The sequence below is a fragment of the Actinoplanes palleronii genome (assembly GCF_016862315.1).
Classification (GTDB): Bacteria; Actinomycetota; Actinomycetes; order Mycobacteriales; family Micromonosporaceae; genus Actinoplanes; species Actinoplanes palleronii.
This window is the reverse complement of sequence record NZ_BOMS01000080.1, coordinates 25,327-38,848: the sequence shown is the minus strand read 5'-3', so window position 1 is coordinate 38,848 and position 13,522 is coordinate 25,327. Positions and strand designations below refer to the sequence as shown.

Genomic DNA, 13,522 nt, shown 5'->3' with positions numbered 1-13,522 from the left:
TTGATCGAGTTGTTTCGCGCCGCTAGCAGCATCCTGTGCTGCGATCTTCTGCACAAGGTGACGGCAATTGTGACGAGTGCATGCTAGCCATGGGACTAGGGGCAAGGTAGGGTCGTACGTATGTTCGGTCAGTCCAGCGCAGAGCGAATGGTCTGGAGAGCTGTCTCCAAGGGTTCATGCTCCCAGAAGCGGAGCACGGTCCAGCCAGCGCCGCGCAGCGCAGCGTTGACTCTGGTGTCCCGCTCGACATTCCTCTGGAGTTTTGGAGACCAGTACCACTCGTTTGTCGTTGGCTGCCGCCCGTGCTGAGGACATGCATGCCAGAAGCAGCCGTCGACGAACACGGCGATCTTGCGCCGGGTGAAGACGATGTCTGGCCGGACGCGTGTCTCCGGCAGCTTGACCAGGAGATCTTTTCGATAGCGATATCCGAGATGATGCAGAGCCTTGCGGAGGATGACCTCAGGCTTCGTATCGGTGCGGCGGTTCGCCTGCATGTTCCGCGAGCGGCCAGCGTTGAGTGGGGCAGGGTAAAGGCCCTTCGCATGAGCCTGGCTGCGGCGGGCCTCGGCGTCATCTCGGGACAGTGGCACCCTTCACCCCCGCATCCACGTGGCGTGCGCTTGCCGTGCGTCCGGTCTAGGGCAAGATACTCGGCAGTCGTTTTGCGCATGCCTAGCCCTGAAAGGAGGCCTTATGGCCAGCTTCGAAGTCGTAGAGATTTGTGCCGGCGCTGGTGGCCAGGCGTTAGGCCTGGAGCGGGCTGGCTTTGAACATGCACTCGCCGTTGAATTGGACGGGAATGCACTAAATACGCTGAAGGAAAACCGGCCTTCATGGAAGACCGCGCTCGGGGATGTTGCTGACCCGAATACGTGGGACCCGGTCGATTACAAAGGCGTGGCGCTCCTCGCCGGCGGTGTTCCATGCCCGCCCTTCACTATTGCCGGAAAGCAATTGGGCGCCACGGATGAACGAGATTTGTTCGCCTGGGCGGTCGAATTAGCCGGAGTCGTCAAACCGAAAGCCCTGCTTCTGGAGAATGTTAGGGGCCTGAGTATGCCCCGATTCTCGGGCTATCGGCAGCACGTCCTGGACCGCCTGGCATCGCTCGGATATGTGGCATCCTGGAAGCTACTTCAAGCCTCCGATTACGGTGTCCCACAACTCCGCCCGCGCTTTGTCCTCGTGGCGCTAAAGGAAGAATATGCGCCTTATTTTTCCTGGCCAGAACCGGTTGAACAGGTCACCACCGTCGGCGAGGCACTTGAAGACATGATGGGTGCCGCTGGCTGGGAAGGCGCGGCCGACTGGGCGGCGAAGGCAAACAAGATTGGCCCGACCATCGTTGGCGGTTCCAAGAAGCACGGCGGTGCGGACCTCGGTCCGACGCGCGCCAAGCGAGCCTGGGCCGAGCTGGGTGTCGATGCCATGGGTGTTGCCAACGAGCCACCTCAGCCCGGTGCGACCTTCAAACTTGGTCCCAAGCTGACCTGCGAGATGGTTGCACGGATCCAGGGTTGGTCGGATGAGTACAAGTGGAACTTCGTGGGCCGCAAAACGGCTATGTACCGCCAGATTGGCAACGCTTTCCCGCCACCTGTCGCGGCTGCTGTCGGAAAGTCCATTATGAGGGCGCTGCAGAAAAAGGGTTCTCCCGCGCCTGCTGTTCCTGCCGACCACGATCCGATCTACCTCAACCTCCGCAAGGCAGAAGGCTTCGTTACCCAGACGCAGTTGCTCCGTTCGGCAGGTGGCATTGAGGTGCCTGAGCTGGAGCGGCGGATCGGGTTGCTGAGCCGTGACTTCGATGTCGAGATCGATGAGCGGTCGACGGGGCCCGCCTACCGGCTGGGTGGATTCAAGGCCTTCCTAGGGCAGGAAGACCACCAGCGACACGACGTGTTCCAGAAGAATCTCTCCAGCATCAGCTGAGGACGTGCCCTCACGCGAGGCAGCGGCCTCGCGTGAGGGCACGGATATCTTCCCTGCCTGTCGGCCGGGATCTTGGGTGGTTCGATAGCGTGAAACTGCACGCCAACCGGCCACACCTGAGGGGACCACGTGGAGCTGCTGCACTCCGGCAAGGTTCGGGACGTCTACGCCGACGGGGGCGACCTCATCCTCGTCGCCTCCGACCGGATCTCGATCTATGACGTCATCCTGCCGACGCCGATCCCCGACAAGGGCAAGATTCTCACTCAGCTCTCGCTGTGGTGGTTCGACCAGCTCAGCGACGTCGTGCCGAACCACATCATCTCGTCGACCGACGTGCCGGAGCAGTGGCAGGGTCGGGCGATCCGGTGCGAGCGCCTGGACATGGTGATGGTCGAGTGCATCGCGCGGGGCTACCTTGCCGGCTCCGGCCTCAAGGACTATCAGCGCGACGCCGCGGTCAGCGGAGTGCCGCTGCCGCCCGGACTCATCGAAGGGTCGCGGCTGCCGGAGGCGATCTTCACGCCGAGCACCAAGGAGGCCGTCGGGGCCGGTCACGACCAGCCGATGACGTTCGAGCAGGTGCAGGAGAAGGTCGGCAAGGACCAGGCGGACGAGCTCAGGCGGATCACCCTGGAGATCTACCGTCGCGGGTCGGAGATCGCGGCGGCCAAAAGCATCCTGATCGCCGACACCAAGATCGAGCTGGGGCTGAAGGACGGCGAGTTGAAGATCGGGGATGAGCTGCTCACCCCGGACTCGTCACGGTTCTGGGCGGCCGACGAGTGGCAGCCCGGTGACGTGCAGCGCTACCTCGACAAGCAGGTGCTGCGGGACTGGGCGACCCGGGAGACCGACTGGGACAAGACCGAGCCGGGCCCGGAGCTGCCGGACCGCGTGGTCGAGGCGACCCGCGACCGGTATGTCGAGGTCTACGAGCGCCTGACCGGCGACAAGTGGTCTTAATCCAGCTGTAAACGATCATTCGACGGTGGCCAGGTCGGTGCGTCGGCCGCGCGGTTGCGCTTGCGCATCAGCCACGCGCCGTAACCGATGGCCAGGACCGCCTCCAGCGCGCCGGTCCACCCGCCGTAGAGCAGACAGAACGGTGCGACGATCCACAGCAGAGTCGCCAGCGTCGCCCATCGGCGGCGCTGGCGGAGCCGCAGCTGATCGACCCGCGCCGTGAAGCCTGGGTCGGTGTCCCGCAACCGGGTCACCAAACCGTCGAATTCTCGCTCTTCCCGCGGATCGAGCACGCCGACACCTCCGGTTCACCAGGGTGGACGGCTCGAAAATACCCCGCGCCACGGCCGGTCAACCAGGAAACGCGAGTCCGGCACACGACAACGGCCCGGCGGTTCGCCGCCGGGCCGCTGGTGCATAAAACCCCGATTTTGTACGAGGGGAAGCCTCAGGCCCACTGCACCGTGGTGGCCACATCGAGCCGCGGCAGCCGGCCCTTGTACGCGTTCTCCGCCGGGTGACCGAGGTTGACCACCGCGAGCGACTTGAAGCGCCCGTCCGGGAAGAACTCGGCGTCCACCCCGGCCTTGTCAAAACCGGTCATCGGGCCGGCGTAGAGGCCGATCGCGCGGGCCGCGATGATGAAGTACCCGGCCTGCAGCGCGGCGCTGAACGTGCCGTCCTGGATCCGCTTGTCAACGTTGCCCTCGAAGATCTCCTTGAGGGCCGGGTTGTGCGGGAAGACCTGCGGGACGTGCTCGTGGAACTGGGTGTCCAGGGCCAGCACGGCAGTGACCGGCGCGCTCGAGGACTTCGCCCGGTTGCCCTCGGCCAGGTGCTTGACCAGGCGCTCCTTGCCCTCGGCGGTACGCACGAAGAGCACTCGCAGCGGCTGGGTGTTCGCCTGGGTCGGCGGCCACTTGGCCAGCTCCCAGATCTCCTTGAGCTCCTCGTCGGTGACCGGGGTCGGCGCGAAGAAGGACGCCGTACGCGCGTCGGTGAAGAGAAGGCTGCGGCCCTCGGCGGTTAGCACCGCGTGACGAACAGGGCTCGCTTCAGAAAGAGTATCCACTTCTAAAAAGCTAGCGGGTCACGATCAGAAAGCCACGGGGACGACTGGTGAAGAGAATCACCGCGGCAGGTGCTCGTCGGCCCACGCGGCGATGTGACCGAGCGCCGGCATGAGGGCTTGACCGGCAGCGGTCAGTGAATAGGACACCGAGACCGGCGGGCCGGGCTCCACGTCGCGGGCGATCAGGCCGGCGCCGACCAGGCAGGAAAGCCGGTTCGACAGCACCGAGTCGCTGATGCCGTCGATCGCGCGGGACAGCTCGCGGAAACCCGCGGGTCCGTCCTCCAGGGAGCCGAGCACCGCGGCGTTCCAACGGCGACCGAGGAACTCGAAGGCGCGGGCGAGCGAGGCGTCCTTACTCGCGCACGACCGGTGACCGGCCGCCGTGCTCTGTTCCGCCGCCCTCATGGCAGCCAAGCTACACCGGCCGTGCCTGCGTCAACCCACATCGCAGCGGTCGCGGCGGGCCGGCGAGAAGGCAGCCGTGTCGGGCCGGCGAGGAGACAGCCGCGATGGGCGGGGAGAAGACGGTCAGTTGCTGGCTGCGGCCTGCTGCTCGTGCCAGTGCACGCCGACCTTGCAGTCACCGCAGGTGAGTTGTTCGCCGCAGGTGGGACACCAGTCATTGGTACGCCGGAGATACCACCCGAGGGCCACGCCGGAGAAGAGGCTCAGCAGGCCGACGATCGCGGAGACCGTGACGGCGCCGGTCATGCCAGCGGCTTTCGCCGGACCAGCCGGAGGCCACGGTTGTCGAGTGTCGGGTCGTCGTGGTCGCGGGACGTCACGTACGGCGCGGTGAAGGTGTCGACGCCGGTGCCACGGTGCTGGGTGTCCGGGTGATAGGTCACCGTGACGGCGCGACGTGAGGCGGCCTCGATGATGCCGGCCCGCCAGCCGTTGCGGTAAACCCACACCGGGTCGGCCGGGCGGTAGCTCTCGGACGGTGCCACATCCGCCGGGTCACGCTGGGGCGGGGTGACTGTCGGCGTTGATGTCATCCAACTCGACATCGCGTTGCCTCCAAGCTCTCGAGGCGGCATCGGGGGGCCAGTAGGCAGCGCCAACTGGACGCCTCGGCCGAGCAGCCGAAATTTCCAGACGGCTGGCTAGATCAACGCTGCGTTAGCAGTCGGTACGTGTCTGTCAGCTATCATGCTCGTCATCAAGTGCGTCCGCAAGGCCGTCTGCACGTGCATCCGAGCGCGCATCCGCTTCTGCGGGACTACGCTTGACATGGTTTCGCGGTAGACGATCTCCGCTCTAGGATGCATCCGGTTGCATTCCGCTAGTCACTACGCGGCGACGAGGAGTCAGGTGAGCGCGGGTACGCAGGAGGAGGCGCCGGGCGGCGGCCCCACGGTGCTGCGCATTCTGCTCGGTTCCCAGCTTCGGAAGCTGCGGGAGTCGAAAGGGATCACCCGAGAGTCCGCGGGGTACGAGATCCGTGCCTCCGGCTCCAAGATCAGTCGGATGGAGCTCGGCCGGGTCAGCTTCAAGGAACGCGACGTCGCGGACCTGTTGACCTTGTATGGCGTGGTCGCCAGCGAGGAGCGCGACGCGCTGATCGGCCTCGCCCGGCAGGCGAACAGTCCCGGCTGGTGGCAGCAACTCAACGACGTCCTTCCGTCCTGGTTCCAGGCGTACCTCGGGCTCGAGGCCGCCGCCACGCTCATTCGTACGTACGAGATCCAGTTTGTCCCGGGTCTGCTTCAGACGCCGGAGTACGCGCGCGCCGTGATCATGCTCGGGCATGCCGGTGCCACCGCCGAGGAGATCAACCGGCGGGTCGAGGTACGGCGTCAGCGGCAGCAGATTCTCACCCGTCCGGGTGGCCCTCAGCTGTGGGCCGTGATCGACGAGGCGGTGCTGCGCCGGCCGATCGGCGGTGTCGACGTGATGCGCTCGCAGATCGAGTCGCTGATCGAGGCGTCGAAGCTGCCGAGCGTGCGGCTGCAGATCATCCCGTTCACCGCCGGTGGGCACGCCGCGGCCGGCGGCCCGTTCGCGATCCTGCGGTTCCCCGAGCCGGAGCTCCCCGACGTGGTCTACGTCGAGCAGCTGACCAGCGCGATCTACCTCGACAAGCGCGAGGACGTGGACCAGTACGCGATGGCGATGGAGCGGGTCTGCATCGACGCCGAGCCCCCGAACCACACCCCGGAGATCCTCGGCAAGCTCCTCCACGAGGTCGGCCGCCCCATCTGAGCCCCCGCGCCCACCCACGGTCCTCGGCTGGCGCTCAGGGCTGCCTCGCGGGCGTCGAGACACCCCTGAGCACCAGCCGGCCTCCCGGCCGTGCCTGCGTGCCCGGCTCCGGCTGGCTGCCAGGGGTCTCTCGCGGGCGTTGAGGCACCCCTGAGCACCAGCCAGCGACCCGCCAGCGGGCCCTGCGGCCGTGCCCCGCGCCCGTGTGACCCCGCGCCCGTGTGACCCCGCGCCCGTGCGGGCAGGGGTGGAAAGCACGAAGCGCGTCCGCTTGGCGGACGCGCTCGTCAAGATGGCCGGTCGGCAGGTTCCGACCGGGCCGGTTTTTGGCTGTTTCAGGCCACCAGGTTGTCGAAGTCCCCATCGCGAACCCCGCCCAGGAACGCCACGATCTCGGCCCGGGTGTAGATCAGGGCGGCGCCCTCCGGGTCGCGGGAGTTGCGCACGGCGACGTCGCCGCCGGGCAGGACGGCGCACTCCACGCAGTTGCCGCTCGGGTTGCTGCGACGGCTCTTCTGCCAGGTCACGTCCTGCAGCTGACCGGCTGGCATGCCGTTGACCACGTAGGCCATGTGTAGCTCCCTCGGTCTGCCCGGATCGCCCTTCGACCCGGGAGGTGTTGTCCGCATGCCTAAATCGGTGGTGATGCAAATGCACGTGCATCTGGCCTTGCGTAGGCACGGGATTCTGAGCATGATAACTCACGTGAGGCACCGAAGGAGGGTCACTCAGGGTGACATCTTTAGGTGACGGGCCGGTCGCGGAGCGACGTCTGCGGCCTCGACGCAAGGCTCCCTGGCGGGGGCGTCCGAGCGAGAGGTTAACCAGCATGTCGATTCCCAACATCGGCCCAGAACACCCCGATTCGGGTGACCCCGGTGCGGCCGTGAGTCCGCGCCGGGGCAATCCGCCACCGGTTCATCGGGACTTGGCGATCACTGATGACGTGGTCGCCGCGTCCTCGCGGGCCAGCGCGGTCAGTCACCGGTTCGGCAGTGTTCGTTACGCACTGAGTCGGCCCGGCGGGACAACCGTCGCCGAGCCGCCGGCCGAGGAGGGTGAGTCAGACGCGCGCGAGTGACCTCGTCCGTTGTCACGGCAATCAGGCCGTGGGGCATCCGCACGCCCGTTCGCGGTGGATGGCCTCGGCGCCGCGCGTCCGTGACGACCGGCTGCGGCCGAGCCGGCCCCGCTGGCCGGTGCACGAGTTCGCCGAGTCCGACTACTGCTATGGCATCGGCACGCTGCGGATGCGGGTGGTCCGGGTCGACTGGCACCGGCCGATCCCGCACGACGGTGAGACCTGGCTCGGTGTGCGCGGCATCGTGGTCGATCCGGACGGCCGCGAGGGTGCGGTCCGCGAGGTGCTGATCCGGGCCGGGCGCGTCCCGGTGCCACCGGCCTGCAAACGGCCAAGACTTCGGGTGTTGCGAGACACGCCGGTATGACGCCGGGTGGGTGGTCTGGTTCCCCGTGCTGGACCACCCACTCGGTCTTCCACCCCAGCGACAGCGCCGGGGGAGTGACAGACGCCGCGGTCGGCGGTCACAAGGGGTTGTGTGAGATGGCCGCGGAAAAGTAAGAGGCTTGCCGGACCCCGCCGGGGCGGGAGGCGGGGACGGCAAGGTGCCCGGGACGCCGCTCTCCCGACGTACCGGGAAAAGGCCGGAAGTGGAAAGCCGGCCTGGACCACCGGAAAGAAATCGGCCCCGCCCGGGCAGTGGGCGGGGCCGATCCGGTGCGCCTCAGGCGTTATGCGTGGAAGAAGCCCGAGGGAGCACGACTCAGGGCTTGCGGGCGACGCCCGCCCAGTAGTACGCCGCTTGCGGATCGGCCACCTCGGTGTCCGGCCGCCAGGCCGAGACCGGGACCAGGCCCGGCTCCAGCAGCTCCCAGTCGCCGAAGAAGCGGGCGACCGCCTCCTGGCTGCGCGCCACCAGCGTCATCCCGGCGCCGGTCGCGGCGGCGACCGCGGTGTTCACCTCGTCGGGGTTGAAGTCGGCGGTCGGGTGGGTGATCGCCAGGCAGCTCCCGGACGGCATGGCGTCGCGCAGCGCGGCCACCGTGCTCCACGGATCGTCCGCGTCGGCGAGGAGCATCAGCACGGCGATCAGGGTGAGGCCGATCGGCTTGGTGAGGTCGAGCGTGTCGCTGAGGATCGGATCGTTGAGGATCGATCCGGCGTCGCGGAGATCGGCGCTGATGTACTCGCTGCGACCCTCCGGGGAGCTGAGCATCAGCGCGCGGGCGTGCACCAGGACGATCGGGTCGTTGTCGACGTAGACGACCCGGGTCTCCGGCGCGATCTGCTGGGCGATCTCGTGCAGGTTGGGCCGGGTCGGGATGCCGGTGCCGACGTCCAGGAACTGGCGGATGCCCTCTTTGGCGACCAGGTCGCGGGCGGCCCGGTGCACGAACTTGCGGTTCTCGCCGGCCATGTACCGCATACCGGGGATAGCCTGGATCATCGCCTCGCCGACCGCGCGGTCGACGGCGAAGTTGTCCTTGCCGCCGAGCCAGTAGTCGTAGATGCGGGCCGAGTGCGGCACGTTGATATTGACGCCGGGCGGGGCGACCTCGTTGGTTGCGGAGTTGCCACTGCTTTGCACGACCGCCTCCTTGCGCGCCGAACCCGACCGTCGATCTTCGACAGCGCGTACAGCCTAGCGCCAACGATTGACCGACTTAACCCCCGCAATCCGTTTCTGACTACGGAGTGAGACGGCAAGGTCAGGCGGCCGAGGCGTGTCCGGCGAACCCCCGAAGATCAGCGGCGGACACCACACGATCACGTCCACCGTGCTTGGCAGCGTACAGATGACCGTCCGCAGTGGACAGTAGGGGTGCCTGGGCGCGTTCCTCGGCATCGATCAGACCGGCCACACCGATGCTCACCGTGACCGGGAGGTGGCGGGTGATCGGCGACCAGTGCTGGTTACGGAGCGTGCGCCGGATGTCGTCGAGCTGCGCGGTGGCCCGTGGCACGGCGGTGCCCGGCAGCACCACCAGGAACTCCTCGCCACCCATCCGGGCCACGAAACCCTCCGGGCAGGCCGCGGCCACTTCCCGGGCCAGCACCTGCGCCACCCGGACCAGCACCTGGTCACCGACGTCGTGCGAGAGCTGGTCGTTGATCTGCTTGAAGTGGTCGAGGTCGACCAGGGCCACGGTCAGCGCCGGATCGGTGCGGATCAGGTCGGGCAGGCGCTCGTCGACGTACCGGCGGTTGTGCAGGCCGGTGAGCGGGTCACGGCGGGCCTGCTCGCGGAACCGCTCGGCCTCCTGACGTGCCTCGACGGTCTCGAACATGGCCTGCCGGGTCCGGGCGCGCGCCTCTTTCTGCAGGGACTGCTGCTGGTGGTGTGCCTCGAAGAAGACCTTGTGCGCGGCGAAGGCCGCCTCGAAGTCGCCGCGGGCCGCGTACAGCTCGGCCTGCTCGAGGTGCAGGCGGACCAGCGACTCACCGAGGTCGCGCTCGAGGCACTGCCGGTGAGCCTCCTCGAGGTTGGCCTGGGCCAGGTCGTACTTGCCCAGGCCGCGCTGCACCTGGGCGAGGGTGACCAGGTATTGCGCCATGTCGTTGGCGTCGTCCCACTTGCCCTTGGCGTGCAGCTCGAGGCAGCGGCGCATGGTCTCCTCGGCCGCCGCGAAGTCACCGTTGATGATCTGGATGGAACCGATGGTGTCGAGAAATGCCGGTTCCATCGGGATGTGCCATTCGTCGGCGAGCCGCAGCAGCCGCTCGGCGATCTCGTTGGCCCGCTTCTGGTCGCCGCCGGTGGACTCGACGTACGCGTAGTTGTTCAGCAGGCAGAGCAGCGCCGGCGAGCCGAGCCGGAGCGCCACCTCCTCGGCCTGGGCGTACCGGATCCGGGCGCCGTCCATGTCGTCGGCGAAATACAGCGCGTCGGCCAGCTTGGTCCGGTGCCAGACGTGCATGTGATCGGTGGACTCGTCGTCGAGCAGCTCGACCGCGAGGACCGCGTGCTCCAGGCCCTGCTCGGCGTCGCCGAGGTGCAGGTGGATGGAGGTCCAGATCAGGTGGGTGCGCGCCAGCAGCTGGTGGGCGTCGTGCTCGACCGCCCACTGGTTGACGTGCCAGATGTCCTCGGCGGCCGCCGCGAGGTCACCGCAGCGCATCCGCATATTGATCTTGCAGAGTCGGGCCCGCATGGCGAGCAGCTCGTCGCCGAGGTCGATCGCGAGCTGCTCGAGCTCGCTCGTCCGGATCAGCTCGGCGCGGGCGTCCCAGGATCGCTTGTCCTCGATGCTGAGGAGGACGGCCGACAGCGCCTCGGCGTCCATCACACGCTCGTTCAACCCGGGGCTCCTCTCCGTGGTCGGCCGACTGATCGGTCACGGAGAGCCCGGGCTGAGGAAAACCGTGCCGATGATCAGCTCTCCGTCAACCGAGGTTAGCTCTCTGTCAACAGAAGGTTTCGGTTTCCGGCAGGTGATCTGGGTCGCGGAATGGGAACAGCGCCCGGACTCGGTGGAGTCCGGGCGCCGCCAGGAGAGAACTATTTGCTGGTGACGGCGAGTTCCGGCTCGTCCGTCTTCGGTGCGGCCAGATCGACCGTGCTGCGCAGCTTGGCCGGTTTCATCATGATCGCGGCGATCACCCCGACCACCGCGATGCCCATGGAGATCAGGAAGATGTGGCCGGTCGCGTCGCCGTACGACACCCGCACGATGTGCTGGATGGCCGGCGGCAGGCTGCCCAGGTTCAGCGGGCTGACGTCGCCGCCACCGGTGGACTGCACGCCGATCGCGGCGAGCTGGTCGGTCATCGAGTCGGACACCCGGTGGGCCAGCACCGCGCCGAGCACCGAGACGCCGATCGTGCCGCCGAGCGAGCGGAAGAACGCGACGGTCGAGCTGGCCGCGCCGATGTCCTTGAGTGACACGGTGTTCTGCACCGCCAGCACCAGGTTCTGCATCGACATGCCGACACCCGCGCCGACCAGGAACATCGCGATACCGACGTACCAGAGCGGGGTGTCGTGGTCGAGGAACGAGAGCCCGGCGAACCCGGCGACCAGGATGATCGTGCCGGCCACCACGTACGGCTTGATGTTGCCGCTCCGGGTGATCAGCCGGCCGGCGATCGTCGACGCGAGGGCCAGGCCGAACATCATCGGGACGGTCAGCAGGCCGGCCTCGGTCGGGCTGTAGCCGCGGCCGATCTGGAAGTACTGCCCGAGGAAGACCGCGCCGCCGAACATCGCCATGCCGACCGCGAGGCTGCCCAGGATCGACAGGGCGGTGGTGCGCTGGCGGACGATCGAGAGCGGGACGACCGGCTCGGCGGCCCGGGACTCGACCCAGGTGGCCAGGGCGAGCAGGGCCACGCCGGCGCCGACCATGACGAAGCTCTGCCAGGAGATCCAGGCGAACGAGCTGTCCACGAACGACACCCAGACCAGGATGACGCTGACGCCGGCCGCGATCAGGGTGGCGCCCAGGTAGTCGATCTTCACGTTGCTCCGGCGGATCACCGGCAGGTGCAGGGTCTTCTGCAGCACCACCAGGGAGACCAGGGCGAGCGGGATGCCGATGAAGAAGCACCAGCGCCAGCCGAGCGCGTCGGTGTCGACGATCACGCCGCCGAGCAGCGGGCCGGCGACCGTGGCCAGGCCCATCACGCCACCGAGGTAGCCGTTGTACCGTCCGCGCTCCCGCGGCGGGATCATCGCCGCGATGGCGACCTGGACCAGCGCCTGCACACCGCCCATGCCGAGGCCCTGGAAGGCCCGGGCGGCGATCAGCTGCTCGGTGTTCTGCGTGATGCCGGCCAGGATCGAGCCCAGCACGAACACCACGATCGAGATCTGGACCAGCGTCTTCTTGCTGTAGAGGTCGGCCAGCTTGCCCCAGATCGGGGTGGACGCGGTGGCGGTCAGCAGGGTCGCGGTGACCACCCAGGTGTACTGGGTCTGCGAGCCGTTGAGGTCACCGATGATCCGCGGCAGCGCGGTCGAGACGATCGTCGAGCTCGACATCGCGACGAAGAGCACGAGCAGCAGGCCGGAGAGGGCCTCCAGGATCTCGCGGTGGGTCATCGCTCCCGGTTCCGAGCGAGTGATGGTCGGAGCGCTCATCGCGCCGCCTCCAGTTCAGGTGCGTGGGTGTGCTGGTCGATGAGGTCGCGGGCGAAGCGCTGCAGCGCGGCCGTGAAGTCGGTGATCTCCTGCGGGCTCCAGTCGCGCAGCGCTGCCGCGAACCGGGTCTCGTAATGCGCCTGTGCGGCGTCGAGGACGTCCCGGCCCTGGTCGGTCAGGTGCAGCGTGCTGGCGCGGCCGTCGGCGGGGTCGGCGCTGCGGGCCACCAGCCCGGTGCGGACCAGGGCGGCGACGGCCCGGCTGATCGTGGAGGGGTCGAGTGCGTTGTCGGCGGCCAGCTCTTTGGCGTGGCAGCCGGTGGTCTCCCGGGCGCGGATCTCGGAGAGGACGCCGACGGTGCCCACCGGGACGGCCGCGAGGGTCGGTGGGCGGTCCTGCTTGAGCAGGCGGACCGCCTTGATGACCTCGTGCATGGTCGCCAGCAGCTGGTGCCGTTCGGTGCCACCGGGGTGTGTCATGGCGGCTCCTTCGCAGTGCTTGGTACATACAACTATCTGCTCAAGTTGCCCAGTGCGCAAGTTTTCCCGTTGGGAAGTGATGAGCGTCGCCGGTACGCTCGGCGGCATGAGCGCCACGACCTCCGAGCCGGAGCAGCCCGGCCTGCGCGAGCGGAAGAAGGCGGCCACCCGGCAGGCGCTGCATGAGGCGTCATTGCGCCTGGCGTTCGAGCACGGGCCGGAGAAGATCACGGTCGAGGCGATCGCGGACGAGGCGGGCGTCTCCCGGCGGACGTTCTCGAACTACTTCGCCAACAAGGAGGAAGCGCTCTTCTACGGTGACCTGCAACGGATGCGGCTGCTGGCGGGCCTGGCCCGGGAGCGGCCGGCGACCGAGTCGCCGTGGGCCGCGCTCAGCGCCGCGGCCGAGGAGTTCTACGGCCAGCAGGGCGACCTCGATCCGGAGTGGATCGCCCGCAGCCGGATGGTTCGCCGGCATCCGTCGCTGGCCGCGGCGCAGGTGCAGACGTTCGCCGCGCTGGAACGCGAACTCGCCGCCGAGGTTGCGGTCCGCCTCGGTCCGGGTGACCCCTTGGGGGTACGAGCGCAGCTCATCGCGACCACGTTCCTGGCCGTGCTGCGTGTCTCGCTGAACGTGTGGCTGGAGCGCCGCCCCGACATCAGCTTCCACGATCTGGCCCGGGAGTCGCTGGACGAGACCGGCCGCGGCTTCGTTTAGTTCTGGAGAGCGAAGAATAGTTCTGGACAGCGAAGAAGGGCCC

Annotated in this window: 16 protein-coding genes; 5 read left to right on the top strand and 11 right to left on the bottom strand. The window is 67.8% G+C overall.

Translation table 11 applies throughout. The features are described 5' to 3' along the window. Window positions 1-128: 128 nt before the first annotated feature. Complete coding sequence (locus Apa02nite_RS26255) at window positions 129-593, bottom strand: very short patch repair endonuclease (RefSeq protein WP_275412524.1); 465 nt, start codon at window positions 591-593, stop codon at window positions 129-131. 103 nt (window positions 594-696) lie between these two features. On the opposite strand from Apa02nite_RS26255, the gene Apa02nite_RS26250 reads away from it, so the two are divergent. Further along, window positions 697-1,935 (top strand): DNA cytosine methyltransferase, encoded by a 1,239-nt coding sequence (locus tag Apa02nite_RS26250; RefSeq protein WP_203827321.1) that lies wholly within the window; start codon window positions 697-699, stop codon window positions 1,933-1,935. Window positions 1,936-2,064: 129 nt separating this feature from the next. After that, window positions 2,065-2,901, top strand: coding sequence for a phosphoribosylaminoimidazolesuccinocarboxamide synthase (locus Apa02nite_RS26245; protein WP_203827320.1), 837 nt, complete (start codon window positions 2,065-2,067; stop codon window positions 2,899-2,901). On the opposite strand, the gene Apa02nite_RS26240 is transcribed toward Apa02nite_RS26245, so the two are convergent. From Apa02nite_RS26240 to Apa02nite_RS26220, 5 genes are all read right to left on the bottom strand, one after another. Further along, a complete protein-coding gene (locus tag Apa02nite_RS26240) occupies window positions 2,898-3,194 on the bottom strand; it encodes a DUF3040 domain-containing protein (protein WP_083971300.1) in 297 nt (98 codons plus the stop codon). The two genes, Apa02nite_RS26245 and Apa02nite_RS26240, sit on opposite strands and share 4 nt — an antisense overlap. 155 nt (window positions 3,195-3,349) lie before the next feature. Then, window positions 3,350-3,934, bottom strand: coding sequence for a malonic semialdehyde reductase (locus Apa02nite_RS26235; protein ID WP_239164574.1), 585 nt, complete (start codon window positions 3,932-3,934; stop codon window positions 3,350-3,352). 96 nt (window positions 3,935-4,030) lie between these two features. Then, window positions 4,031-4,381 (bottom strand): winged helix-turn-helix transcriptional regulator, encoded by a 351-nt coding sequence (locus tag Apa02nite_RS26230; protein ID WP_203827319.1) that lies wholly within the window; start codon window positions 4,379-4,381, stop codon window positions 4,031-4,033. A 123-nt stretch (window positions 4,382-4,504) separates the two neighbouring features. Further along, on the bottom strand, window positions 4,505-4,687 hold the full coding sequence (locus Apa02nite_RS26225; protein ID WP_067690757.1) for a hypothetical protein: 183 nt from the start codon (window positions 4,685-4,687) through the stop codon (window positions 4,505-4,507). Further along, window positions 4,684-4,974, bottom strand: coding sequence for a hypothetical protein (locus tag Apa02nite_RS26220; RefSeq protein ID WP_239164573.1), 291 nt, complete (start codon window positions 4,972-4,974; stop codon window positions 4,684-4,686). Before Apa02nite_RS26220 ends, Apa02nite_RS26225 begins: the two co-directional genes overlap by 4 nt. 316 nt (window positions 4,975-5,290) lie before the next feature. On the opposite strand from Apa02nite_RS26220, the gene Apa02nite_RS26215 reads away from it, so the two are divergent. Continuing rightward, a complete protein-coding gene (locus Apa02nite_RS26215; protein ID WP_067690763.1) occupies window positions 5,291-6,181 on the top strand; it encodes a Sco1979 family transcriptional regulator in 891 nt (296 codons plus the stop codon). Between the two features lie 335 nt (window positions 6,182-6,516). Here Apa02nite_RS26215 and Apa02nite_RS26210 read toward each other — a convergent pair whose 3' ends face one another. Next, window positions 6,517-6,753 carry a DUF397 domain-containing protein gene (locus tag Apa02nite_RS26210; protein WP_067690766.1) on the bottom strand — a complete coding sequence of 79 codons (237 nt, stop codon included), beginning with the start codon at window positions 6,751-6,753 and terminating at the stop codon, window positions 6,517-6,519. 537 nt (window positions 6,754-7,290) lie between these two features. Here Apa02nite_RS26210 and Apa02nite_RS26205 point away from each other — a divergent pair. Then, on the top strand, window positions 7,291-7,629 hold the full coding sequence (locus Apa02nite_RS26205) for a hypothetical protein (RefSeq protein ID WP_232344136.1): 339 nt from the start codon (window positions 7,291-7,293) through the stop codon (window positions 7,627-7,629). A 336-nt stretch (window positions 7,630-7,965) separates the two neighbouring features. On the opposite strand, the gene Apa02nite_RS26200 is transcribed toward Apa02nite_RS26205, so the two are convergent. The 4 genes from Apa02nite_RS26200 to Apa02nite_RS26185 form a co-directional block, all read right to left on the bottom strand. Next, window positions 7,966-8,730: an SAM-dependent methyltransferase gene (locus Apa02nite_RS26200; RefSeq protein WP_232344150.1), complete on the bottom strand. Its 765-nt coding sequence runs from the start codon at window positions 8,728-8,730 to the stop codon at window positions 7,966-7,968. 181 nt (window positions 8,731-8,911) lie between these two features. Beyond that, complete coding sequence (locus tag Apa02nite_RS26195; RefSeq protein ID WP_239164572.1) at window positions 8,912-10,501, bottom strand: GGDEF domain-containing protein; 1,590 nt, start codon at window positions 10,499-10,501, stop codon at window positions 8,912-8,914. A gap of 200 nt (window positions 10,502-10,701) precedes the next feature. Continuing rightward, window positions 10,702-12,282 (bottom strand): MDR family MFS transporter, encoded by a 1,581-nt coding sequence (locus Apa02nite_RS26190; RefSeq protein ID WP_203827318.1) that lies wholly within the window; start codon window positions 12,280-12,282, stop codon window positions 10,702-10,704. Then, window positions 12,279-12,761 (bottom strand): MarR family winged helix-turn-helix transcriptional regulator, encoded by a 483-nt coding sequence (locus Apa02nite_RS26185; protein WP_232344140.1) that lies wholly within the window; start codon window positions 12,759-12,761, stop codon window positions 12,279-12,281. Before Apa02nite_RS26185 ends, Apa02nite_RS26190 begins: the two co-directional genes overlap by 4 nt. Window positions 12,762-12,867: 106 nt before the next feature. On the opposite strand from Apa02nite_RS26185, the gene Apa02nite_RS26180 reads away from it, so the two are divergent. After that, the gene (locus Apa02nite_RS26180; protein ID WP_203827317.1) at window positions 12,868-13,479 is read left to right on the top strand and encodes a TetR/AcrR family transcriptional regulator; all 612 of its coding nucleotides are present in this window, start codon (window positions 12,868-12,870) and stop codon (window positions 13,477-13,479) included. Window positions 13,480-13,522 lie beyond the last annotated feature (43 nt).

What these genes read in the sequence shown, in the direction of transcription:
- Apa02nite_RS26250 (WP_203827321.1), top strand. Translation starts at nt 697, where the DNA reads ATGGCCAGCTTCGAAGTCGTAGAGATTTGTGCCGGCGCTGGTGGCCAG.
- Apa02nite_RS26230 (WP_203827319.1), bottom strand. Translation starts at nt 4,381, where the DNA reads ATGAGGGCGGCGGAACAGAGCACGGCGGCCGGTCACCGGTCGTGCGCG.
- Apa02nite_RS26225 (WP_067690757.1), bottom strand. Translation starts at nt 4,687, where the DNA reads ATGACCGGCGCCGTCACGGTCTCCGCGATCGTCGGCCTGCTGAGCCTC.
- Apa02nite_RS26220 (WP_239164573.1), bottom strand. Translation starts at nt 4,974, where the DNA reads ATGACATCAACGCCGACAGTCACCCCGCCCCAGCGTGACCCGGCGGAT.
- Apa02nite_RS26210 (WP_067690766.1), bottom strand. Translation starts at nt 6,753, where the DNA reads ATGGCCTACGTGGTCAACGGCATGCCAGCCGGTCAGCTGCAGGACGTG.
- Apa02nite_RS26190 (WP_203827318.1), bottom strand. Translation starts at nt 12,282, where the DNA reads ATGAGCGCTCCGACCATCACTCGCTCGGAACCGGGAGCGATGACCCAC.
- Apa02nite_RS26185 (WP_232344140.1), bottom strand. Translation starts at nt 12,761, where the DNA reads ATGACACACCCCGGTGGCACCGAACGGCACCAGCTGCTGGCGACCATG.
- Apa02nite_RS26180 (WP_203827317.1), top strand. Translation starts at nt 12,868, where the DNA reads ATGAGCGCCACGACCTCCGAGCCGGAGCAGCCCGGCCTGCGCGAGCGG.